We start from the raw sequence: 21,986 nt of genomic DNA, 5'->3' as shown, positions 1-21,986 counted from the left end.
GCCTCACTCGCTCGGCCGCGTGGCGTACGCGGCATCGAAGATCGCTTCGAGCCCCGGATGCACGCCGCGCATCCGGTCGACGACCGACTTCGCCCAGTCGAAATACGCCTGCTTGCGCTCGAGCGGCCAGTCGGCCGGAGGATGCTGCGCAATGTCGCGCAGATTGCAGATCTTGTCGGCGAGCTTCACGAGCTTCGCGCGGCGGCTGATGTGGGCCGCGTGCTCGACCTGCAGCCGCTTGCGCGTTTCCTTCGGCAGCGACTTGTCGTCGGTGACTTCGAGCACGATGTCCGCGACGTCCTTGCCGAACAGACGCAGCAGTTCCAGCTCGGTCGTCTCCGTGTCCTCGATCGTGTCGTGCAGCACGGCGGCGACGATCACGCGTTCGTCCTCGATGCCGACTTCGTTCGCCAGCACGTCGGCGAGCGCGATCGGATGATTGATGTACGGCGACGCCTCCTCGTCCTTGCGACGCTGATTCCGATGCCGGTCCGCCGCGAACGCGATGGCCGCGATCAGCTTGTTCATGACACCTCCCGTCGTATGGACGCACCCGCGGCTGCGTCGACCGCCCGCGCACCGAATCCGTCATCGTACGCGCATGCGGCCGCCGGACGCGTGCGCTGCCATACCGGCCCGCTGCGTCTCATGCAGCCGCCGATTGCCGCTGCAGCTCGATCACGTTGACCTGGGCGCCGAACACATCCGCGATGAGCGGCAGCAGATGGTCGTGGTGCGTCAGGAACAGCACCTGCGTGCGCGTCGACAGATCGCGCAGCGCCTCGAACCCGGCCTTCGCACGCGTATCGTCGAAATTGATGAACAAATCGTCGGCGACGAACGGCAGCGACGTCCGGCTGCCGAGCTGCAACTCCAGCGCCGCGATCCGCAGCGCGAGAAACAACTGGTCGCGCGTGCCTTCGCTGAGCCCGGCCACTTCGACCGACGTGCCGCTCGTGCGCCGTGCATACAGCGCAGGCGGCGTCCGCTCGGTATCGACGGTCAGCCGTGCAAACTCGCCGAGCGTCAGCCCCGCAAAAATCTCGCCGGCGCGCCGCAGCATCGGCCCTTGCTTCTGGTCGCGATAGCGATCGGTCGCCCACTTCAGCAAACGGCTCGCCGTCGCGGCTTCCAGATACTGCTCGGCCGCATCGCCCATCGCGGCCAGCGCTTCCTGACGCTTCGCCTCCGCGAGCGCCGCATTGGCGTGTCCGTCGATCGCGCCGAATGCCTGCTCGGCGACGACCTGCTGCTGCGCGAGCGCATTGAGCCGCTTGCCGACATCCTCGATCGATTGCTTCACGGCTTCGAGGTGCGCCGGTACGGCCGCAATCTCGTATTCCGCGACTTCCGCTTCGAGCGCCGCGCGCGACAGCCCGTCTCCGTCGCGCGTCAGCTGCTGTTGCGCGGCATCGACCGCTCGCCGAAGCGCGCGACGACGGTCGGAACGTTCGGCAAGCCGCAGCGCTTCGTCGATCGTCGCGACGCCCGCCAGCTGAAGCAGCGGGTAGACGCGCGCATCGGCGCCGGCCACTGCTGCGGCAGCGTCGGCGACCTTGTCGTCGGCCTGCCGGATCGCTTCGTCCGCACGCTCGATCGCGCGAGCGGTTTCCACCGCGGCAGACAGGCGCGCGCTCAGCCGGCGCGCGACTTCGAGCCAGTCGCCGATCGTCAGCCATTCCGGCGCCAGCGCTTCGGCGAGCCGTCGCGCGCCTGCCTCGAGCGCGGCCAGCTCCGCGCGCATCGTCGCGATCCGGTTGCGCGGCGCATCGGCCGCAGCAAGCTCGGCCGTCACCGTATTCGCGAGTGCCAGTGCGCCCTCCGCTGCCGCGAGCGACGTCGCGCTCGCGGCAAGCCGTGCATCGGCGAGCGCGTCGCGCCACTGCTGCTGCCATGCGTCGTACGCGGACTGCGCCTGATCGACGCGCGATCGCGCCGTCGCGCAGCCGCGCTCGGCTTCCCGTGCGCGTTCGTCGAGGCTCTCCTTGCGCGCACTCGCCTTCTCCGCGGACTGCACGAACGTCTCGGCCGTCGCGACGAGCGTGTCCAGCCCTTGCGCGTCGTCGCCGCGCGATACGGCGCGCAACGCCGCGCGCAGTGCCGACTCTGCGCGCGTGCGCGTGTCGCGCAGCATGTCGCGTTCGTTGCGCAGCCGCTCGACGTCCGCCTGCGCGACGAATACCGCATCGCGTCGTGCCAGCCAGTCCGTCATTGCATCGAGCGGCATGCCGGGCACGCCGGCCGCCGCAGCGCATGCCGCCCACGCGTCGCGATGTGCGGCGAGGTCGCGTTCGCGGTCGTCGAGCACCGCTTGCCGGCGTGCGACGCGCGCACGCGCGGTTTCGACTTGCTGACGCAGCGATTGCAGCGTCGCGGCCGCTTGCGTCGCACCGAGCTGCGCATCGACGAGCTGGTCGGCGACGCGAATCGCGTCGTCGACGGCCGGTGCGCCCGCCGCGAGGTCGACCGCACCGCTGCGCACATCGCTCCATGCACGGTCGCGGCGCGCACGGGCGGCAAGCACTTCCGCCGTCGTGACGACGGGGTGGTTCTCGGCGAAATGCCGTTCCTGCAATGCCAGCCGTTCGAGCTCTTCCTGCGCAGCGTCGCGCGCATCGCGCGCCGCTGCGACCGCACTCATGCATTCGCTTTCCGCCTTGAGCAGCGCACCGACCCGTGCCGCGGACGGCACGTCGAGCGCATGCAACGCGTCGACGGGCCGGCGCCACGGACCGAGCGCATCGAGCGCGCCGGCCAGCACGCGCTCGGCGCTCGCGATTTCGGCTTCAAGCGCATGCTCGCGCTGTCCGATGTTGCGCAGGCCGCGCGCATCGACGAGCGCGGCACGCAGCGGCTCCGGTACGTCGACGGTCGACACGCTCGCCAATTGTTCGCGCACCTGATCGGCCTCGCGCATCCGCTCGTCGAGCGAATCGCGTGCGCCGACGAGCGCCTGATGAAGCGCGCCGTGTTCGCGCAGCAGGCTTTCGACCGTCTTCAACGCGAGCGCCGACGGCAACGCCGCGCGCAATGCCGATTCGTCGCTCGGCCAGCCCAGTTGCGCAGCCGCGTCGAATGCGGCCGACAGACGCCGGTCGACTTCCGCGCCGAGCAGCAGCAAATCCTGTGCGTGGTGCGCGCACGTGGCGCGCAGCCGTTCGAGCGCTTCGATGTCGGCCGCGCGCGCGAGCGCATCCGTATCGCCGTCGATCGCATCGCGCGCCTGCCGCTTGGCGATCAGATCCGCGCGGCGCGCCTCGAGCACCTTTTGCTCCGCGGCGAGATCGCCCTGCGCCTTCAGCAGCTCCGCACCCGCGGAAGGCGGCAGGTCCACCACGTCGCCGAGCTCCGCCAACGCGGCCTCGTTGAGCGCCAGTTCCTTCAGATACGGCGCAAGCCGTCGGACGCGCTCGAATTTCGAGCGCAGCGATTCGAGCCGCCGCAGCTCCGTGCGCGCCAGCGCGATCTCGTGCTCGACCGCTTCGCGCGCTTCCTTCCTGTCGACCCAGTCGCGCGTGCGCACCTGCACTGCCTTCAGTTCGGCCACCGCTTCGTTGAACGCCGTTTCGGCAACCGCAAATGCGCTGCCGCTGCGCCGCGGCGCCCACAGTTCCGCGGCCCGTGCGTCGAGTTCGTCGCGCACGGAGCCGAGCCGGCCGACGCCGGCCGCCGATTCGAACAGCACCTGGCCGAGCTTGTCCGATGCGTCCAGGATGCTGCGTCCGCCATCGACAAGCCGACCGTGGTCGAGCCCGAACATCTGCTCGAAGAATTCGCGCGTCGCGCCGTCAAGCACGGCCGCGAGATAGTCGTCGGGCAGCTTGTCGTTGTCGCGTGTACGCAGCGAGCTGCGGCCTCGCGCGCGATGAAACGCGAGCGTCGCCCCGCCGCTTTCGAGCACGCCGCCGATCCGCAGATCGGGCGTGCCATGCAGAAAGTCGAGGGGCGTCTGCAGCTTCATCCCGAACAGCAGTTCCGTCACCGCCGTCCGAATCGTCGACTTGCCGGCTTCGTTCGGCCCGACGATCACATGGAAATCCTGCGTCGCCGCCGGAAAAAGCAATGTCTCGTCGGTGAACTTGCCGTACCGAATCAGATCGAGTTGACCGATGCGCATCGCTTATTCTCCTCTCGCCAGTCGCGCGAGCAGCGCGGGACCGACCTGCCGAACCAGTGCCGTCAGATCGCCTTCGCGCGCGAGCGCGAGCAGCGGCACGTCCTCCTTCACGTCGCTGCGCACCTTGCCGAGGAACGGCTTCAGATCGCGTTCGAGCAGCGCGAGGAAATCGGGATCGTGCGCGGCGTCGGCGAGAATCTGCTTCAGATCGTCGAGCGCTTCCAGCGGTTCGCCGGCGCCGTACGGCTGCTCGGGCGGCGACGTCGCGAGCCGCACCTTCTCGAGCCACAGCCGCTCATTGCCGATGATGCCGATCTGATTCAGCACCTCCGCACGCAGCTGCGTCGCGCGCCCGAAGAACAATCCGTGCGCCGGCGTGCGTCCCGTCACCGTCACGCGTACCGCGCGCGGCACATGCGCATCGACGCTCAGCAGCGTCTCCAGCGAATGCCCGATCTTGCGCGACAGATCGGCAACGCTCACGCAGTCCGACGCGTCGACCGCCAGCGATTCCCAGCGCAACACGTCGAGGTACAGACGCTCGACCTGCGTGCGTCCCTGCTCGACCGTCACGAGCACCGCACCGCGCCGCCCGGTCTCGCGGATATGCCGTCCCTGCAGGTTGCCCGGAAATACGATCGTCGACGGTCCCGTCCATTGCTGAAACTCGTGCACGTGGCCGAGCGCCCAGTAGTCGTAGCCCTTCGCATGCAGTTCCGCGAGCGTGCACGGCGCGTAGTTCGCGTGCGCCGCATAGCCTTCGAGCGCCGTATGCAGCACGCCGATGTTGTAGTAGCCGGGCACCGGATCGGGGTAGCCGGTCGCGAGATTGTCGACGACCGCCTTGTCCTTGAAGCTCTGTCCGTGCAACGCCACTTCGAACTCGGGCAGCCGATGCGTTTCCGGCTTGCGATGATGGAATACGGTGACGTTGTCGGGCAGCGTCAGCTTCTTCGTCATTTCGCTTTCGGCGTCGTGGTTACCCCACAGCACGAACGCGCGGATGCCGGCCTTGCGCAGACGTCCCATCTGCTGACCGAAGAAGATGCCCGTGTTGTGATCCTTCCAGTCGCCGTCGTACAGATCGCCGGCAATCACGAGAAACGCGACTCCCTCGTCAATCGCGCGATCCACCAGTTGTCGCAGCGCATCGCGCGACGCGCTGCGCAACTGCGCGGCCGGCGCGTCCGGATACGCGCTCAGGCCGTGCAGCGGGCTGTCGAGATGAATGTCTGCCGCGTGGATGAACTTCACGAAATTCCCCTGTTGGATGGCGCGCGTGGCGGTTGCCGTCGTATCGCGTGCGATCGACGTTGCGCGGCATCATGCTGCCGGTTGCCGACGGCTGGCGATGGTACCTGAAAGCGACCGCCGCAATCGAGCCGCAGCAGCGAAGCATGATGCCATCCCGAACGGGTGCGGCGCCATTCGCGTGCCGTTCGTCCGTATCGGAGATGCGATGCCGGGGAAGGACGTCGCATCGCGCGCGCGAAAAAAACGGCCCGGCCCGCATCGAAGCGAGCCGGGCCGTTACGGACCTGGATCGGTTACTGCGCCGCGCCTTGCGCCGACACCGAACCCTTCAGGCCGACCGACGCGCCGCCTTGTGCAGCGTTCGTCGTACCGGCCAGCGCTTCGCCGGCCTTCGCCTTCACGCCGCCCGCGACATCGCCTGCGGTCGTCATCGCGCCTTGCGCGTGGGTTTTCGCCGACGCCGCGGCATGCTTCACGTGCGCCTTCGTCGAATGGACGGCCGACGCGGCAGCATCCTTCGCCGAACCTGCGGCCGTGCCGACCGCGTTACCGGCTGCCGAACCGACGCCGTCGACCGTCTTGCCGACGCCGCTCAGCGCGCCGCCGATCACGTTGCCCGAACCGGCCGCATTCGCGCCCGCGCCGCCCTGCGCGCCCACGCCGCCGCTCAGCAGCGGCGTCTGCACCTGTGCGCCGACGCCGACCGAGCCGTCTGCACCGGTCTGTGCCGTCTGCGCGAAAGCAGCCGAGGTCGCGACAGCCGACAGCGCGGCACCCAGCAGGATCGTGCGAATCTTGTTCATGGTCATTCTCCCCAAAGATGTTGTTGCTGCGGGCCGCGTTCATGCGGCTTGTCGCATGCCTCGCCGCGACATGCGGCAAGTGGGCGTAATGTAGCCGGCGTCGCGTACAAAACCGCTGTTTTGCGGGGACTGTTACTTCCGTTGCAAATGCTGACGATTGACTCACACAGTTTGACAATTGTCGGATTGCGGCGCGATCGACTCGAGTCGTCCGGTGCTTCAGCAGGCCGGCATCGTGTGTTTCGACATGCGGTTCACCAATGTTTGGCGGCGCTCGGCGCGCGCGCTATCGCAACAACGAAACGCCCCGCCGCCGATCGCGATCGGAATGGCGGGGCGGTGGCTTGGCTCGCGCCGGCTTCGTGCTTACGGTCGGATCGTGTCGCCGAGCACGAGACCCTCGCGACGCGGATCGGTCCCGCCCTGCAGCGCAGGCGTCTGACCGAGCGTCACGCGCATCACCGTATTGACGCCGCTCGCCTGCGCCGACGTCGAGACCTTGTGGCCGAGCGCGAGCAGGCCGGCAATCAGCGGATCGTTCGCGCCATTGTTCGACGTGATGACGTTCGGATGTTCGCCGCCGATCGTCGTCGTCGGGCTATTGCTGGCGCCGAAATCGACGAGGCCGGCCGACTGCTGCGCGTCGAGGCCCCAGTCCAGCGCGCCGACGAGCGTCTTCACCACGTACTGCGGAATCGTGCCGCCGCCCGGCGAGCCGGTCGCCATCACGAAGTCGCCGCGCGATCCGTCGGCCGCCTTGGCGAACACGATCGTCGGCGCCATCGAGCTGCGCGGCCGCTTGCCGGGCTGCAGCCGGTTCGCCACCGGATTGCCCGCGCTGTCGAGCGGATTCGCCGAGAAATCGGTCAGCTGGTTGTTCAGCAGAAAGCCGTGCGTCATATGGAACGAGCCCATGCTCGATTCGACCGTCGTCGTCGCGCTCAGCACGTTGCCGTCGCCGTCGACGATCGTGAACTGGTTCGTGCCGTGCTCGATCAGCGTCGTGTCGACGCCGAGCGGCACCGCGCCGAGATCGCCCGGCTGCGCGGTGCCCATGCTCTTGCCCGGATCGATCAGCGCCGCGCGCGACTTCAGATACGGCTTGTTCAGCAGCGTGTCCCACGTGCCGCCCGGCAGCGGCACGAAATCGGTGTCCGCGACGTACTTGTCGCGATCCGCGTACGCGAGCCGCTCGGCTTCCGACACGAGATGCACGCCGGCGACGGTCGGCTTGCCGCCTTCGAGATCGATCGCGGTCGGCTTCAGCGACTTCAGATCGAAGTTCTCGAGAATGCCGAGCGCCGACGCGACCGCAATGCCGCCCGACGAAGGCGGCGGCATCCCGCACACCCAATAGCTGCGATAGGTCGTGCATACCGGTTCGCGACGTTTCGCTTCGTAGGCCGCGAGATCGGCGAGCGTCGTCTTGCCCGGCGTGATCGTCGAACCGTCCGCGCCCTTCGCCATCGCGATCTTCGCGACGATGTCCTCTGCAATCGGCCCTGTGTACAGCGCCTTCGCGCCCGACTGCGCAAGCGCCGTCAGCGTATCGGCGTATGCGGGGTTTTTCAGCACGGTGCCGAGCGTCTTCGGCGAGCCGTCGGCGTTCAGGAAATACGCAGCGGCGTCGGGATCGCGCTTCAGGTTCGCGGCATTCGCCGCGATCGCGTCGGCCAGCCGGCCGCCGATCGGAAAGCCGTTCGTCGCGAGCGCGATCGCGTCGCCGAACAGGTCTTTCCACGCAAGCCTGCCGTGATCCTGCTGCAACGCCTCGATCAGCCGCGGCACGCCGATCGTGCCGATCGAGCGGCCGCTCGCGCGAGCGTTCGGCTGCGGCGGCGACCGGTCGCTCTGGTCGTCGACATAGCGCAGATAGTTTTCCGTCGCGGCAGCAGGTGCCGTTTCGCGGCCGTCGTACGCCTGCAGCGTCTTGTTGCCCGCATCGTAGTACAGCAGCACGCCGCCCGAGCCGAGGCCGGTCGCCTCGGGCACCGTCAGCCCGAGGACGGCTTGCACGGCCACGGCCGCATCGGCTGCCGTACCGCCTTTCTTCAGCACCGCGCATCCCGCCGCGCTCGCGTAAGCGTTCGAAGTCGCGACCAGATAGCGCTTCGCATAGACGGGCTTCATGCCGGTGCGATAGCCGGACGACGCTTCCGGCAACGACGGGTCGCCCGGCTGGTTCGAGCCCACCACGACGGTCGCGCCGCCGTTGTCGAGCGCGAGACAACTGGTGTCGGCCGTCGTGGACGAGCGGGCCGCTTCGTTTTCCACGTCGCCGCCGCACGCCGTCATCAGGACGGCTGCAAGCAGCGCGGACGCATACGGGAAGATCGCTGTTCTATTCATTGTCGGTCGACGTTGTCGTGCATCGTTGTGAAGTACGTCTCGTCGCCCGCGACCCCCTCGGCATGCGGGCAATGGGTTCGATCGTCGCACGGATGATTTTTTTTCCGCAACTCGTCGACGAGCGCAAGCCGCGCGTAGGTAAGTTCGCGCACTGTGCGTTCGCCCGATTTGCAGACTTCGCTGCATTGCGGCTATAACGGCGTCATGGATACGAGTCGCTGGATCGACGACCCCGTCGGGGCATTTCGGGCGTGGCAGCAAACGAGCGCGACGGGCGCGCGGCGGCAGCCGTTCGCGCCGCGCTCGATCGTGCAGCACGTCGCGATGTTCGAACGATTTCTGCGCCATCTGCATGCGCAGCATGCATCGCTCGCGACGTTCGGGCCCGACCACGTCGCGACGTTTCTGACGGAACTCGAGCGCGGTTGCGCGCCCGGCACGTCCACGCGCGTGCGCTATGCGAAGCTGATCGACCGGCTGTGCCGGCATCTCGTCGAAGCCGGCGTGCGCCGCGTGCATCCGGCCGCGCGTGCGGCGCACGCGCTCGCGTGGCCCGACACCGAGCCGGAGCCGTGCTATCTGCCTCCCGACGCGGACGCCGCGCTGCAACGTCACGTGCAACCGCGCGCCGACGATACGCCCGCCGCGTGCAGGAACCGCGCGATCGTCGCGCTGCTGCTCGCAACGGGCATCACGTCGGCGGAAATCCGCGCAACGACACGCGACGCCCTCACGCTCGACGAACGCCGACCGATGCTGACCGTGCCACGCGAGCGCGCCCGGCCGGCACGCCGGATCGAACTCGCTGCGTTTGCCGTCGCGCCGCTCGCGGCGTGGCTGGCGGCTTGCGCGTCCGATTCGGATGCGTTAGCGCGACTCTTTCCCGCGCCGCGCGACGGCGGGCCGATGAACGACATGTTTCTGCTACTCGTCGTGCGCGACGCGCTCGCCGCGATCGGCTTCGAGGCGTCGAACATGAGTCCGCGTGTACTGCGCAATACCTTCGCGCGTCGCCAGTTGCTGGCCGGTCACACGCATGCCGACGTCAGCGCGATGCTCGGCCTCGTCAGCACGCGAACCGTTACGCGGATCAGGCAAACGCTGCCGCCGAATGCGGCCGCCGACCGCGCGGCGCACGAGCGCTGAGCGCCATCGCGCGAAGAGCGCGATCGTTACGGGTCATTCGGGCTTCGATTGAATCAGCCGCAGAATGCGGCTGTCGTACGGCGATTGCATGATCTCGACGATCCGCACGTCGGCGGCCGCGGGATGCAAAGGGTTCAACAGAAAATTGTGCGCATGCGGGACGACGACGCTCGGTACGCGCAACAACGCGGTCGGCTGCGTATGCAGCCATTCGGTGCCGGCGCTGCGCGTCCAGTCGACGTTCGTCTGCCAGTCGGCCGGCGCATCGGCCTCCACGATTTCGGCGATGTCGACCGATTCGGCCACCTCGACGCGAAGCAGCTGGTATCCGCTCGGCAACTGCGCGACTGTCGCGATTTCGAAATGAACGAGCGTCTCGAGCAAGGCGAGCGCCGGATGTTCGGCGAGATAGACGACCGGTTGCCCGGCGAAGTGCCAGCGCCCGCCGGCACGCAATCCGCCGATCCCTCTCAGGTCGGCGTAATTGCTGATTCGCCACAGCGTCGTCAAGCGAAATACCCTTCGTCGATTTGCGTCAGCGCCTCTTCGACCAGCCGCGCGCCGTGTTCCGTGCTCGCCATGTCGAGCGATGTCCGGCCGCCGAAGCGTTGCAGGCCGCGGCGCAGCCACGCCATCGCCTTGTCCTGATCGCCGAAGGTGGCCGTCGCCTGCGCGACGATCCGCGCGAGCCGGATCGCCTTGTCGGATTCCTCCCGCGACAGGCGCTCGTGCGCCTGCCGGCGATGGCTCAGCGTGCGCCGCGGAATGATGAACGCCAGTTCGTCCGACTTCAGGCCGCGCTCGGACAGACGGTCGATCACCGAGACATCGACGCGCGCGCTCGCCAGTTCGGCGAGATCCGCGCCCGAGCGCACAGGAATCGCGAGCAGTTGCTCGAGAATCGTGAATTCGGCCTGGCGCGGATGTGCGACGCCCGAGGGATGAAAAGCGATGGTGCTCATGAGCTGAGTCTCCGGCAATTTGCCCGTTTATTATAGGCGTTTTGCCGAAGGTCGGCGGGTTGTCGTGGAGGCGCGGTTTTTGGCCGGCGAATGGGCAGCAGGCGCAGCAGGAGGTGCGAATCGGAGATTCGCCTTGGAGGGTGGCGCGCGTCTTTCAGTATATAAAGTTACGTCGTAGGCGGGTCTGGTTGTCACGTAACAACTTATTAAGGTCCAATCGGCGAAGGTCCAGCATGGACCAGCGCTCGAGCTACCGCGCGCTGCTGTCGCGGGTTCGTTCCGTTGGAGGACGAGTCGGTCCTTACCGGCCGGGCCGCGCTGTCTGCGCCCCATTTCTAAAGCAGGAAGTCGCGCTCATTACGGCGCACGGGGCGATGCAGGCAGGTCCGGCCCTTCGCACCGTCAGCGGGCATTCAGCCGAGACGGCCGCAACGAATTCGTTGCGGCGGGCGACTGCCATACCCGCCCGGCCCGCCTGCAAGCCACTCCCGGAATCAGCCCGCCCACGCCGACGACCGAATCACGCTGCAGAAATTCGTCGCATGAAAATGCGGATCCTTGTCGGCGAGCACGTCCGCCTTCACATTGCCGAACGTCGTGTGCGGCTTATGTTTGATCCCGTCGTAGAACGCCTGAATGATGTCCTCCTTGAAGTGCGGTGTGCGCGGATGCGCATGAACGACAGCTTCGCGCTCGCCGTTCGTGAATTCGGAATACGCGAGGCCGAGCACATCCATTTCGACGCCGGCCGTCACGAGCGCGATCACCGGATGCATGTGCTGCGGAATGCCCGGCGTCGTATGCAGCGCGATCGACGTCCACACGAGGTCGATGTCTTGTTGAGCAATGCCCTTGCTCTTGAGAAAATCGCGCGCCGCATTGGCGCCGTCCACCTCGAAGCGCTCGCACGCACTGCTGTGCCGATGCGTCAGCCCCATGTCGTGAAACATGCACGCGCAGTAGAGCAGCTCCGGATCGTACTTCAGCGCCCGGCGGCGACCGGCAAGCGCCGCGAAGTAGTACACGCGACTCGAATGGTGGAACAGCAGCGGGGACTCGGTATCGCGGACGAGTTCGGTGATCTCGCGCGCCAATTGGCTATCGGGAATCGTGATGCCGGCAACGTTCACAGTCATGGTCGACCTCCATTGAAGATATGTCGATTCTGTGCATCGAGACCCCTGTCTTCAACAGACGTATTACGCCAAATCCTGCCATTTTGCGCGATCGGCTGACGCGGCCGGCAAAGCGTGTCCGATTCGGCCCGCAGCACCGCTTCAGTCCCGCCCCGTGCGGCTCGCGCACGTCTATACTGCAACGCGTCGCGTTGTCAGTCATGCCATCGTTCATGCCGAAAGTCGTGGGTGTTTTTGCCGTCCCGGGTGTTCAGTTGCTCGACGTTTCCGCGCCGCTCGACGTGTTCGCGCAGGCGAACGTCGAATACGGAAAAGCGTTCTACACGCTGCGCGTGATCGCGTGCGAATCGGGGCCGATCCGCAGTTCTTCCGGCGCGCAACTGTTGCCTGACTGGGTCGCGCCAGACGTCCCGGCGCGCATCGATACGCTGCTCGTCGCGGGCGCGCCGGGCGCGGGGCGCATCGCGCTACGCACCGACGTGCTTGCATGGCTACGCTCCGCGGCCGTACAGAGCCGGCGATACGGCTCGATCTGCACGGGTGCGTTCGTACTGGCGGAGACCGGCCTGCTGAAGGGCCGCCATCTGACGACGCACTGGGCCGTGGCCGAAGCGCTTGCCGAAGCACATCCGACGATCACCGTCGACGCCGACGCGCTATACGTGCGCGACGGCAAGCTCCGTACCGGCGCCGGCGTGACGGCCGGCCTCGATCTCGCGCTGGCACTCGTCGAGGAGGACCTCGGACGCGACATCGCCCGACGCGTCGCGTCGCAGCTCGTGATGTTCTTCAAGCGACCGGGCGGGCAGCTGCAGTTCAGCCGTAAAGGCGAAGCGCGGCCCGCCGGCCGCTCGGTGCTGCAGGAAGTGCAGCGCTGGATCGCGGCGCATCCGGAACTCGCGCACTCGGTCGCCGACCTGGCGAAGCACGCAGGCATGAGCCCGCGACACTTCGCGCGGCTGTTCCGCGCGGAAGTCGGCATGACGCCGGCCGCGTGGGTCGAAGCGACGCGCATCTCGGCCGCGCGTCAGCTGCTCGAGAACGGCCGCGATACGCCGAAGCAGGTCGCAGCGAAATGCGGCTTCGCCAACGTCGATACGCTGCGGCGCTCGTTCGCGAAACACGTCGGCATCACGCCCGCCGAGTATCGGAAACGGCAGGCCATCGTGACCGAATAGCAGCCGCGTGGCGCGCGTCTTCGTCGGCTTTGTCTTTGATCCGGTGCGTCGCGTTGTTTCACAGCGCTTGGTGCCGGCGCAGCCGGCCCGAAGATGCTTCAACGCTCGAGTCCATACAGCCGATGACGGCACAACACGTTGTGTTGACAACCTTTTCTCGTTTCACTCGACAAGCGCTTTTCGATGCCCGGGCATGCGGACGCGCTGCTGCGCACGCGTCCGTTGCATCGCGCCGATTCGGCCGCCGCGGCGCGTGCGCCGCCTACATCGTCCAATCTCCAGACAAATGGCGCCTGCCCCGCAATCCGCGAATCGTTTACTCAGTTGCAATAATGATTCGCCCGAACGCGTATTTCCGGTCCGTTACGCGATCGCTACGATGCAATCAACCGCTGAACGCAAACAGCGAAGCGCGAAATCAACGAAACCGGAGGTCATCATGAAGTCGTTCATCTACGCTGCCGTCGCAGCCGCCGCACTGTCTGCATCGTATGGCGCGCTTGCGCAATCGAACCCGTCGGGTCAACTGACGCGCGAGCAGGTGCGCGCCGAACTCGTCCAGCTCGAACAGGCCGGCTACAAGCCGGAAGTTTCCGACACGCAGTATCCGCGTGCGCTGCAGACCGCGCAGGAACGCGTGACGAACGCCGATGCAACCGGATACGGCGCGCAAGCTGCGCCGCGCATTCATGCCGGCCGCGTCGCCGCCGCCCGCCAAGACGGCCGCGATTCGATCTACTTCGGCCAGTAATGCCGCCTGCGTACTGCGGTACGCGCGCCGTGCCTCGCACCCCGCTCCCGTTCATCGGGGCGGGGTGTTGTTTTGTCGGCGCGTGCACATCGATGCAGGCGTGCATGCCAACGCGCGCACCGTGACACGCAGCGACACGATGCGCCCCGCTCCCCCGCCGCTAGGCCTGCCGTCCTGAACGCCGGCACCCCGCATTTGCGCATAGAATGGCCGCGTGGTCGGCGCCGGCCGCAGCGAACGCGAGCGTCATCTCGAACCGCCGGGCAAGCCCCGATCGTCATCGCGTTCGCCGGCCGACTCCGATGCCGCATCAATGGCATTTTTCGAAAAGGAGCGGTTTCATGTCTCAAACATCCGGTTCCATGATCACGTTTCGCCGCCCGGACGGCCAGGAGCTGCAAGGCTACCTCGCGACGCCGGAGAAGACCGACGGCGCGCCCGCGGTCGTCGTCATTCAGGAATGGTGGGGCTTGAACGACCAGATCCGCGGTGTCGCGGATCGCCTCGCGCGCTGCGGTTACTTCGCGCTCGTGCCCGATCTCTATCGTGGCAAGTCGACGGTCGAGGAAGAAGAAGCGCACCATCTGATGACGGGGCTCGATTTCGGCGATGCCGCGTCGCAGGACATTCCCGGCGCCGTCCAGTATCTGAAGACGCGCGCCGAGCGCGTCGCCGTGACGGGCTTCTGCATGGGCGGTGCGCTCACGCTGCTGTCGCTGCAATTTGCGGACGCCGACGCCGGCGTCACCTGGTACGGCTTCCCTCCGCTCGACTATCTCGATCCGTCGAAGATCAAGGTGCCGGTGATGGGTCATTGGGGCACGCAGGACGCGTTCTTCACGATCGACCAGGTCGACGCACTCGAAAAGAAGCTGAGCGACGCCAAGGTCGACATCGAATTCCACCGGTATCTCGCTCATCACGCGTTCGCCAACGAAACGGCCGTCGGGCCCGGCCGCATCGCTGGCACGCAGTTCGATCCGGTGTGGTCGCAGTTCGCGTGGGACCGAACGCTGACGTTCTTCGGCCGCACGCTCTGGCAAAAGGCGGCCTGACGGCCGTTGAACGGGCGAGCGCAACGCTCGCCGCTCGATCGATGTATCGCTCTTGCCGGCACGGTCGCATGCAGCGGCGCGGCCGGCAACATGCGCACCGATTGCGAACCGGAGTACGTGGCGCGCCGCTTCCGCAAGCGCCGCGCATCCGATGCCAAGGATTCCGTATCAATGATGGCCGCACGTGCGGCCGATATGTCATGCGTTCGCGCGCGACTCCTGTGCCGCACAGAGCGCGGCCTCGTCGGCCGCGAGCATTTCAGGCACGCACTCGCGCAGAAAATCGACGAACGTCCTGATCTTCGCATCGAGATACTGACGAGACGCATACAGCGTATAGACGGTCAGCTTCTGCAGCCGGTACTCGGGCAACACGCGCACGAGCGCTCCGCTCGCGAATGCCGGCAAGGCCGTCGACATCGGCAATGCGCCGATGCCGAGACCGGCGCGCAGCCCTGCGCCGAGTGCGTCGGCGATGTTCACCTGAAAGTCCGGCAACGGCAGTTCGAACGTCTCGCGGCCGTTGGGTCCATCGAGATGCCAGCGATCGCGCGGAAAGATCGGCGTGACGATCTGCAGGCAGGCGTGCCCTTCGAGATCGCTCACGGTACGCGGCGTGCCGCGCTCTTTCAGATATGCAGGCGACGCGCACAGCACGCTATGCATTTCGCCGAGCCGCTGCGAAACGAGGCCGGAGTCGGGCAGTTCGGCCGTGCTGAGCTGCAGCGACACGTCGTAGCCTTCGTCGATGATGTCGGGCACATGCTGCGAGAGCGTCAGTTCCACCGCGACCGACGGATAGCGCTGTCGATAGCGAACGACCGCAGGCACGACGTACGCCTGCCCGAAGCTCGTCGTCGCGTGCACGTGCAATCGCCCCGACGGCTTTGCCTGCGCGTCGGCCGCCTCGGCTTCGGCTTCGTCGATATACGCGAGAATCCGCTGGCAACGGTCGAGGTAGCGCTGGCCTGCGTCCGTCAGCGCAATGCGGCGGGTGCTGCGATTCAGCAGACGCGTGCGCAGATGCGTTTCCAGCTGCGCGACCGAGCGGGATGCGTAGGCTGTCGTAATGTCCAGCCGCTGGGCGGCGCTCGTAAAGCTGCCCTCCTCCGCGACCCGGACAAAAATGCGCATCATCTGTAACGTGTCCATCGCCATGTCCCCGGGATTGAAACCGCACCGTGCCGCGGCGTCGCCGCGTGTCTCCGTCGTCGAGAGCCGCTACGACTGCGGCCGGTCCGGCGCGAATTGTGCGGAACAGTACAGCAGCGTCGGTAGCGTGTCCAGTTCGCCGTGCGCGGTCTCGTGCGGTGCCCGCAGCGCGGCGGAAGAACGCGTTCCGCAAGGCGTGCGAACGGGCATATCGCGCCGTCCGACGTCATGCCGGGACGGGACGATACGTCCTGTCCATTAGACGCGCGGCGCCGGGTCGAACGGATCGCGCAACACGATCGTGTCGTCCCGTTCCGCGCTGGTCGTGATCATCGACACGGGGACGCCCGCGACCGCTTCGACGCGTGCGATGAACGCCTGCGCGGCATGCGGCAACGCTGCACGCTCGCGCACGCCCTTCACGCTGCGTTGCCAGCCGTCGAACCGCTCGTACACGGGCCGTGCACGCGCTTGGGCATCGAGACTCGCGGGCAGATGGTCGACGCGCGCGCCGTCCAGTTCATAGCCGACGCAGAGCTCGATCGAGTCGAAGCCGTCGAGCACGTCGAGTTTGGTCAGCGCCAGCGAATCGATACCGGACACCCTGACGGCCTGACGCAACTGCGCGGCATCGAGCCAGCCGCACCGCCGCGGCCGGCCGGTGTTCACGCCGAATTCCTGTCCGCGCGTGCGCAGCGCTTCACCGGTTGCGTCGGTCAGCTCGGTCAGGAACGGGCCGCCGCCCACGCGCGTCGCGTAGGCCTTCGTCACGCCGAGCACGTGCCCGAGCTTCGACGCGCCGAGCCCGGTCCCGGCCGCCGCCGCGGAGGCCACGGTTGCCGACGACGTCACGAACGGATACGTGCCCCAGTCGATGTCGAGCATCACGGCCTGCGAGCCTTCGAAGAGGATGTGCTCGCCGCGGTCGGTCGCGTCGTTCAGGTCGGCCCACGCCGGCCGCACGAACGGCAGGATCTTCGGCGCGACGTCCATCAGCCTGTCGAACATCGCATCGCGCGAGCAGACCTCGAGGCCAAGGCCACGGAACCATGCGTTGTGATAGTCGACCAGCGCCTCGAGCTTGTCGGCGAGGCGGGCAGGTTCGGCAAGATCGCCGACGCGCAGCCCGCGGCGGCCGACCTTGTCCTCGTACGCCGGCCCGATTCCGCGCAGCGTCGTGCCGATCGGCTCGCGGCGCAGCCGCTCCTGTGCCTCATCGAGTGCGCGGTGAATCGGCAGCACGAGCGTCGCGTTTTCGGCGATCGACAGGTTGTCCGGCGTCACCTGCAGCCCGAGCTCCGCCATTCGCGCGATTTCGGCGAGCAGCGCTTCCGGATCGAGCGCAACGCCGTTGCCGATCACGCCGCGCTTGCCGCGCACGATGCCGCTCGGCAGCAGCGCGAGCTTGTACGTCTTCCCGCCGACGACGAGCGTGTGACCGGCGTTGTGACCGCCGTTATAGCGCGCGACGACATCGGCCCGTGCCGCCAGCCAATCCACGATCCGCCCCTTGCCTTCGTCGCCCCATTGGGCGCCTACCACGACCACATTTGCCACGCTCGATTCTCCATGTGAGAAATTCAGACACTCGCGTCGGCCGATGCGGCCGCTCGTGTGGCATAGTCGCAAAGCGTCTCCCGGCAATCAAACGATTAAATCTGAGCGATCTCGTCAGAAAAACTCACACGGACTCGAAAAGCATGGCACGTCGACTTCCGCCGCTGAATTCGCTACGCGCATTCGAGGCCGCCGCGCGACTGGGTAGCTTCACGCTCGCCGCCGACGAACTGTGCGTCACGCACGGTGCGATCAGCCGGCATGTACAGCAGCTGGAGACCTGGCTCGGCAAGCCGCTGTTCGAACGTCTGAATCGACGCGTCGTGCTCACCGATGCAGGGCGTACGTATCTTGCGGAAGTCTGCGCATCGTTCGATCGCATCGCGCTCGCGACTGCGCAGCAGTTCGGGCAAGGCCAGCAGCGCGTGCTGCGCGTCAATGCGCCCGCAACGTTTTCGTTGCGCTGGCTGGTGCCGAAACTGTCGTCGTTTCAGGTCGCCCATCCAACGATCGAGGTGCGGCTGTCGACGTCGAACGAGCCGATCGACAAGCTGCGCGACAGCGCCGATCTGATCATCCGCGGCGGCCCGCAGACGATCGACGGTTACGTGGCCGACGAATTCCTGTCCGAAGTCCGCTTGCCGGTGTGTGCGCCGAAGCTGCTCGAGCGCACGCCGCTGCGCACGCCGGCCGATCTGGCGAACTTCACGTTGCTGCATGCGGCCACCTATCCCGGCATGTGGCCGGAATGGCTCGCAGCGGCCGGCTGCCCGAATCTCGCGCCTCGGCAGGCGCTGACGCTCGAACATTTCTACCTGACGCTGCAGGGCGCGCTCGACGGACTCGGCGTGGCAATGGGGCCGATCGCGCTCGTCGCCGACGATATTGCCGACGGCCGGCTCGTGCAGCCGTTCAGCGGCCCGGCGTTGCCGGCGTGGCGGTATTTCACCTACGTGTCGGCCACGCGGATCGACGATGAAGCGGTACGCGCGTTCAGGGACTGGCTGAAGCTGGCGGGACGTGCGGAGCGTTCGGGCGGTCTGCGCTGATCGGCGTGTGAGGTGCCTGCCGGATGGGCCGGATGGGCATGCCGGGGAGCCCGGCGTAGAAGGGATTGTCGAGGCGCGATGTGTCGGCCGCCGATCGAAAGCGACTCGTGGAGCGCCGCAGTCATCGCTGCGGCACGCAAGCCGCGAGGACATCCGCGGCTTGCGAACCGGTCGGCGCTTACTGGCCCGAACCGGCGGCCTTCTTCTCGGCGTTCTGGAGGTTCTGCGGATAATTCGGATCGTTGACGGCCGGCTTGTAGCCCGCGTCCTCGAGCTTCTTCAGCTCAGCGGTATTCTTCGCGCGCGCCGCCTTGCGTTCGGCTTTGCGTTTGGCACGTGCCGCCTTGCGCGCTTCCTGCTTGGCAGCCTTGGCGTCCTGCGCGGCCGGTGCGCTCGCATCCGTCTGCGCAAACACGGGCGCCGTCGAGCCAAGCAGGAACGCAGCCGCAGTCGCGGCCAGCATCAGTTTTTTCGTCTGGATTCGCATCGCTGAACTCTCTTGTGTAATGGGTCACGGACAGACAGCACATCGAGATACCACCCCTGCTCCCCGAGCGGTAGAGAAACCGGACGGGGCCTGTGCATCATAACCGCGTTACGCGACGGCCGGGTTCACGTCGCGATGGTGGCTTGGGGATACGTTTATGGGAGATATCTGACCGAGTTGGGCTAGCCCGGGTGAAGCTGCGGTCGATTTGCGGTTCGATCGGATTTGGGAACGAAGCTGTTATCGCGATGTGAAAGATCGTGTGAGGTGCCAAGCGCGACAGTGCTACTCGCAGCGGTTCAGCAAGGGTCCGGCGAGCGGGTTGTCCAAAGCGCCGCGGCTCGGTGAGGACAAGTCTGCTTGCCACAAGTCCGCTCGACAGCGATTCAACCGCGTGAATGGTCGTCTGCCCCACAGCTGTTTCAGTGCGGCGCCCGCGTCGATTGCGTGCGGAATGACACGCCTGCGCTGCCTGGATGCTCCCATAGACGGGAACCTATACGGTCCGATCGCCGTTTCGCGGGCGGTTTTCTCCCATAGGTTTCTACGTTTGCAGTTTGTGAGTAGGTACTCACATGCGAGGTCACGTTGGACGCGTAAGTCATTGTCAGGAAAAGGAATTCTTGCGTCGCTCAGCTCCGGTGAGCACCACCGTGACCGTCACTTTGAACCACCTCGGCATCGTTGGGTAGCGGTTTATGGGGTAGGTCTTTCTGCAAAAGCACACGTGTGTTTACATCTTTAGAAAGCAACGTTTACTTCTTTAACTACTTTTAGCAGCCTCACAGCCTTGTCCAGTAAGGGTTTGAAGGGGGATCGGTACCCATTTATGGGAGCACAGGTAGAAGATCGTGGGGGGTGAGGTCTGTGGATTTGGGGGATTGGGTACCAGCCTGTGGGGAACCGGGGATGTGGATATGGGAAGAGCGTACCCGTCTATGGGATTTCAGACCGGAAATGGCTTGGGTAGCCATCTATGGGATCTCCTTCAGGTAGCCATTTATGGTGCGTTGCTGCGAAATGCCGAATGTCGAGAGGCATTGCGTTCCTGTTTGGGTAGCCGTTTATGGTATCGGCGAAAGGTAGCCGTTTATGGGCAGCGGTTCGGCGCTCGGGATGGCATCGAAGGTCATGCGCGCGGCGTGGTCTCCCATAAACAGGTGCCTCTGGCGAGAAAGGTAACCTTTTATGGGAACGCAGTAAGGTAGCGGTTTATGGGATGCTTTGGCGCGGCCCCTGCGGCGATCGTGCGAAACCTCTCACTGTCGATGCGTTTGAAGGTATCCATTTATGGGATTTTGAAAAGGTAGCCGGCTATGGGAGAAAATCGCGACCGTGCTGCACGGCACCACGAAATGCCGGTTCCGTTCCGGTTCAGCCGGATAAGTTCCCATGGAAGGCTACCTTCGATTCGGCAAGAGCCATGCCGGGCGCGGGTGTTCGAGCGTCAAAGGTAGCTGTTTGTGGGACGCATTTTGGCCGAAAGGTATATGCCTATGGGACGACGCGCCGATCGACACACAAAAAATTTCCCTTTTGCGTCGACGGCTTAGCGTCCGTTGTGCAAGTGACGCTGGAACAGGGGCGTTGCTCGCCGCCGCGAAAAGGTATAAAGTCCGCCCTCAATACGGTCACCTTATCCGGACACCACGATGCCGCGCAAGCCCGCAAGCAAAGGCTCCGACAAACAGGTTTCGCTGTTTCAGACACCCGAGCCTCCCGACTTGCTGCGCAAGGCGGTCCAGGCGATTCACATCGCACCCAAGTCGGGGAAGATCGGACTGCAGCAGCGCAAGATGTTCAGTTCGCTCATCAAGAACGCGCTTCGACAGGAAGCGTTCGAGCCCGGCCGCACGAGCTTCTCGATTTCGATTGCCGCGCTTTCGCACGAGAGCGGGCTGAACAGCAACAACACGAAGTACGTGAAGGATACGGTCAATTCGCTGATCAGCACCGTCGTGAACTGGGACTACCTAGCCGCCGACCGGTCGACCGTGTGGAAGGCGTCGGGCTTGCTGGCGGGCGCGGAGCTCGAGCAATCGGTCCTGAAGTACAGCTTCTCCGACCAGATTCGCAGCGAACTGCTCAACCCCGAGATCTATGCGTTGATCGATATGCGCATCGCGCGCGAGTTTCGTCGATCGCATTCGCTGGCGCTGTGGGAAAACACCGTGCGCTACGAAGGGATCGGCATCACCGCCAAGATCCCGCTGCCGAAGTTCCGCGACCTCATTCTGGGTCAGGACAAGGCATCGCAGTCGTACAAGGAGTACAAGCTGTTCAAGAGCAAGGTCCTCGTGCCGTGCATTCAGGAGGTGAACGAAGTATCGGACCACACGCTTGAACTGATCGAACACAAGTCGGGCCGCAGTGTCGAGGCCGTGCAGTTCAAGGTCACGCGCAAGCCGAGCGCCGATACGGTCGAGGAAGGGGACGTCAAGAACGAAGCGCTCGTCGATGAGGTCGCGAAGTTCGGCATCCCGCGCTCCGAAGCGCGTCGGCTCATTACGCAATACGGCGTACAGCGGATCAAGGCGGCGATCGCCTATACGCTCAATCGGACTACGAAAAAGAATGCCGCGCCGATCGACAATGTGGCCGCGTATTTCCGCAAAGCGCTGACGCACGGCTACACGCTGTCCGACGGACAAGGCGCCGAGACCGGCGCAGCAGTCCAGGAATCCGCGCAAAGCAAGCAGGAGCAGATTCGCGACAAGTATCTGGCCGCGAAGGTCGAGGAAGCCGGCGCGTATTTCCGCGAGCTCGAGATCGACGATCAGACCAAGCTGATCGAACGCTACAACGAGACCGTTGCCGGGTCGAAGGACCTGACGCTGTCGCCGAAGAAGAAGGCAAGCAAGCTCGCACAAACGAGCTTCTTCCGCTGGCTCGCGCTCGACACCTGGGGCGAGCCGACGTCGGACGATCTGCTCGAGTTCCTGCTCAAGAGCAGCCTCGCCACCAACTGAACGAGACCGCGCGGATCCGCG

Annotated in this window: 17 protein-coding genes; 6 read left to right on the top strand and 11 right to left on the bottom strand. The window is 65.8% G+C overall.

Annotation, left to right across the window (positions count from 1 at the left end; translation table 11 throughout):
* Positions 1 to 3: 3 nt before the first annotated feature.
* The 5 genes from NP80_RS00925 to NP80_RS00905 all read right to left on the bottom strand — a co-directional run bounded on the left by NP80_RS00925 (position 4) and on the right by NP80_RS00905 (position 8,523).
* Positions 4 to 528, bottom strand: a complete 525-nt coding sequence (locus NP80_RS00925; RefSeq protein WP_006405539.1) for an HD domain-containing protein — start codon at positions 526 to 528, stop codon at positions 4 to 6.
* A 118-nt stretch (positions 529 to 646) separates the two neighbouring features.
* Positions 647 to 4,117 (bottom strand): ATP-binding protein, encoded by a 3,471-nt coding sequence (locus NP80_RS00920; protein WP_006411405.1) that lies wholly within the window; start codon positions 4,115 to 4,117, stop codon positions 647 to 649.
* A gap of 3 nt (positions 4,118 to 4,120) precedes the next feature.
* Positions 4,121 to 5,371 (bottom strand): metallophosphoesterase family protein, encoded by a 1,251-nt coding sequence (locus NP80_RS00915; RefSeq protein WP_006411394.1) that lies wholly within the window; start codon positions 5,369 to 5,371, stop codon positions 4,121 to 4,123.
* A gap of 293 nt (positions 5,372 to 5,664) precedes the next feature.
* Positions 5,665 to 6,174 carry a hypothetical protein gene (locus tag NP80_RS00910; RefSeq protein ID WP_006411414.1) on the bottom strand — a complete coding sequence of 170 codons (510 nt, stop codon included), beginning with the start codon at positions 6,172 to 6,174 and terminating at the stop codon, positions 5,665 to 5,667.
* A gap of 366 nt (positions 6,175 to 6,540) precedes the next feature.
* Positions 6,541 to 8,523: a gamma-glutamyltransferase family protein gene (locus tag NP80_RS00905; RefSeq protein WP_006411410.1), complete on the bottom strand. Its 1,983-nt coding sequence runs from the start codon at positions 8,521 to 8,523 to the stop codon at positions 6,541 to 6,543.
* A 204-nt stretch (positions 8,524 to 8,727) separates the two neighbouring features.
* Between NP80_RS00905 and NP80_RS00900 the strand changes: the two genes are divergently transcribed.
* On the top strand, positions 8,728 to 9,669 hold the full coding sequence (locus tag NP80_RS00900; RefSeq protein ID WP_035488517.1) for a tyrosine-type recombinase/integrase: 942 nt from the start codon (positions 8,728 to 8,730) through the stop codon (positions 9,667 to 9,669).
* Positions 9,670 to 9,702: 33 nt separating this feature from the next.
* Here NP80_RS00900 and NP80_RS00895 read toward each other — a convergent pair whose 3' ends face one another.
* The 3 genes from NP80_RS00895 to NP80_RS00885 all read right to left on the bottom strand — a co-directional run bounded on the left by NP80_RS00895 (position 9,703) and on the right by NP80_RS00885 (position 11,767).
* Positions 9,703 to 10,179, bottom strand: coding sequence for an RES family NAD+ phosphorylase (locus NP80_RS00895; protein WP_006405530.1), 477 nt, complete (start codon positions 10,177 to 10,179; stop codon positions 9,703 to 9,705).
* Positions 10,176 to 10,631, bottom strand: coding sequence for a type II RES/Xre toxin-antitoxin system antitoxin (gene parS, locus NP80_RS00890; RefSeq protein ID WP_006405529.1), 456 nt, complete (start codon positions 10,629 to 10,631; stop codon positions 10,176 to 10,178). The genes NP80_RS00895 and parS overlap by 4 nt, the downstream gene beginning before the upstream one ends.
* A gap of 494 nt (positions 10,632 to 11,125) precedes the next feature.
* The gene (locus NP80_RS00885; protein ID WP_006411387.1) at positions 11,126 to 11,767 is read right to left on the bottom strand and encodes an HD domain-containing protein; all 642 of its coding nucleotides are present in this window, start codon (positions 11,765 to 11,767) and stop codon (positions 11,126 to 11,128) included.
* 212 nt (positions 11,768 to 11,979) lie between these two features.
* On the opposite strand from NP80_RS00885, the gene NP80_RS00880 reads away from it, so the two are divergent.
* From NP80_RS00880 to NP80_RS00870, 3 genes are all read left to right on the top strand, one after another.
* The gene (locus NP80_RS00880; RefSeq protein ID WP_035488515.1) at positions 11,980 to 12,945 is read left to right on the top strand and encodes a GlxA family transcriptional regulator; all 966 of its coding nucleotides are present in this window, start codon (positions 11,980 to 11,982) and stop codon (positions 12,943 to 12,945) included.
* Positions 12,946 to 13,384: 439 nt separating this feature from the next.
* The gene (locus NP80_RS00875; RefSeq protein WP_006405526.1) at positions 13,385 to 13,696 is read left to right on the top strand and encodes a DUF4148 domain-containing protein; all 312 of its coding nucleotides are present in this window, start codon (positions 13,385 to 13,387) and stop codon (positions 13,694 to 13,696) included.
* A 341-nt stretch (positions 13,697 to 14,037) separates the two neighbouring features.
* Positions 14,038 to 14,751 carry a dienelactone hydrolase family protein gene (locus tag NP80_RS00870; protein ID WP_035947861.1) on the top strand — a complete coding sequence of 238 codons (714 nt, stop codon included), beginning with the start codon at positions 14,038 to 14,040 and terminating at the stop codon, positions 14,749 to 14,751.
* Positions 14,752 to 14,949: 198 nt separating this feature from the next.
* Here the strand turns inward: NP80_RS00870 and NP80_RS00865 are convergent, their stop codons facing one another.
* Positions 14,950 to 15,903, bottom strand: coding sequence for a LysR family transcriptional regulator (locus tag NP80_RS00865; protein ID WP_006408597.1), 954 nt, complete (start codon positions 15,901 to 15,903; stop codon positions 14,950 to 14,952).
* 258 nt (positions 15,904 to 16,161) lie between these two features.
* Positions 16,162 to 17,460, bottom strand: a complete 1,299-nt coding sequence (locus NP80_RS00860) for an adenylosuccinate synthase (RefSeq protein WP_035947863.1) — start codon at positions 17,458 to 17,460, stop codon at positions 16,162 to 16,164.
* A gap of 143 nt (positions 17,461 to 17,603) precedes the next feature.
* On the opposite strand from NP80_RS00860, the gene gcvA reads away from it, so the two are divergent.
* A complete protein-coding gene (gene gcvA, locus NP80_RS00855; protein ID WP_006411393.1) occupies positions 17,604 to 18,509 on the top strand; it encodes a transcriptional regulator GcvA in 906 nt (301 codons plus the stop codon).
* Positions 18,510 to 18,687: 178 nt separating this feature from the next.
* On the opposite strand, the gene NP80_RS00850 is transcribed toward gcvA, so the two are convergent.
* Complete coding sequence (locus tag NP80_RS00850; RefSeq protein WP_006411406.1) at positions 18,688 to 18,996, bottom strand: hypothetical protein; 309 nt, start codon at positions 18,994 to 18,996, stop codon at positions 18,688 to 18,690.
* Positions 18,997 to 20,648: 1,652 nt separating this feature from the next.
* Here NP80_RS00850 and NP80_RS00845 point away from each other — a divergent pair.
* Positions 20,649 to 21,965 (top strand): replication initiation protein, encoded by a 1,317-nt coding sequence (locus NP80_RS00845; protein WP_006405519.1) that lies wholly within the window; start codon positions 20,649 to 20,651, stop codon positions 21,963 to 21,965.
* Positions 21,966 to 21,986 lie beyond the last annotated feature (21 nt).

Origin of the sequence: Burkholderia multivorans ATCC BAA-247 (assembly GCF_000959525.1) — a bacterium.
In the GTDB taxonomy this organism is placed as follows: domain Bacteria; phylum Pseudomonadota; class Gammaproteobacteria; order Burkholderiales; family Burkholderiaceae; genus Burkholderia; species Burkholderia multivorans.
This window is presented reverse-complemented; position numbering and strand designations above follow the sequence as displayed.

Excerpts from the sequence above, each read along its gene's own strand:
- NP80_RS00925 (WP_006405539.1), bottom strand. The coding sequence starts at position 528 with ATGAACAAGCTGATCGCGGCCATCGCGTTCGCGGCGGACCGGCATCGG.
- NP80_RS00920 (WP_006411405.1), bottom strand. The coding sequence starts at position 4,117 with ATGCGCATCGGTCAACTCGATCTGATTCGGTACGGCAAGTTCACCGAC.
- NP80_RS00910 (WP_006411414.1), bottom strand. The coding sequence starts at position 6,174 with ATGAACAAGATTCGCACGATCCTGCTGGGTGCCGCGCTGTCGGCTGTC.
- NP80_RS00905 (WP_006411410.1), bottom strand. The coding sequence starts at position 8,523 with ATGAATAGAACAGCGATCTTCCCGTATGCGTCCGCGCTGCTTGCAGCC.
- NP80_RS00900 (WP_035488517.1), top strand. The coding sequence starts at position 8,728 with ATGGATACGAGTCGCTGGATCGACGACCCCGTCGGGGCATTTCGGGCG.
- parS (WP_006405529.1), bottom strand. The coding sequence starts at position 10,631 with ATGAGCACCATCGCTTTTCATCCCTCGGGCGTCGCACATCCGCGCCAG.
- NP80_RS00885 (WP_006411387.1), bottom strand. The coding sequence starts at position 11,767 with ATGACTGTGAACGTTGCCGGCATCACGATTCCCGATAGCCAATTGGCG.
- NP80_RS00880 (WP_035488515.1), top strand. The coding sequence starts at position 11,980 with ATGCCGAAAGTCGTGGGTGTTTTTGCCGTCCCGGGTGTTCAGTTGCTC.
- NP80_RS00875 (WP_006405526.1), top strand. The coding sequence starts at position 13,385 with ATGAAGTCGTTCATCTACGCTGCCGTCGCAGCCGCCGCACTGTCTGCA.
- NP80_RS00870 (WP_035947861.1), top strand. The coding sequence starts at position 14,038 with ATGTCTCAAACATCCGGTTCCATGATCACGTTTCGCCGCCCGGACGGC.
- NP80_RS00865 (WP_006408597.1), bottom strand. The coding sequence starts at position 15,903 with ATGGACACGTTACAGATGATGCGCATTTTTGTCCGGGTCGCGGAGGAG.
- gcvA (WP_006411393.1), top strand. The coding sequence starts at position 17,604 with ATGGCACGTCGACTTCCGCCGCTGAATTCGCTACGCGCATTCGAGGCC.
- NP80_RS00850 (WP_006411406.1), bottom strand. The coding sequence starts at position 18,996 with ATGCGAATCCAGACGAAAAAACTGATGCTGGCCGCGACTGCGGCTGCG.
- NP80_RS00845 (WP_006405519.1), top strand. The coding sequence starts at position 20,649 with ATGCCGCGCAAGCCCGCAAGCAAAGGCTCCGACAAACAGGTTTCGCTG.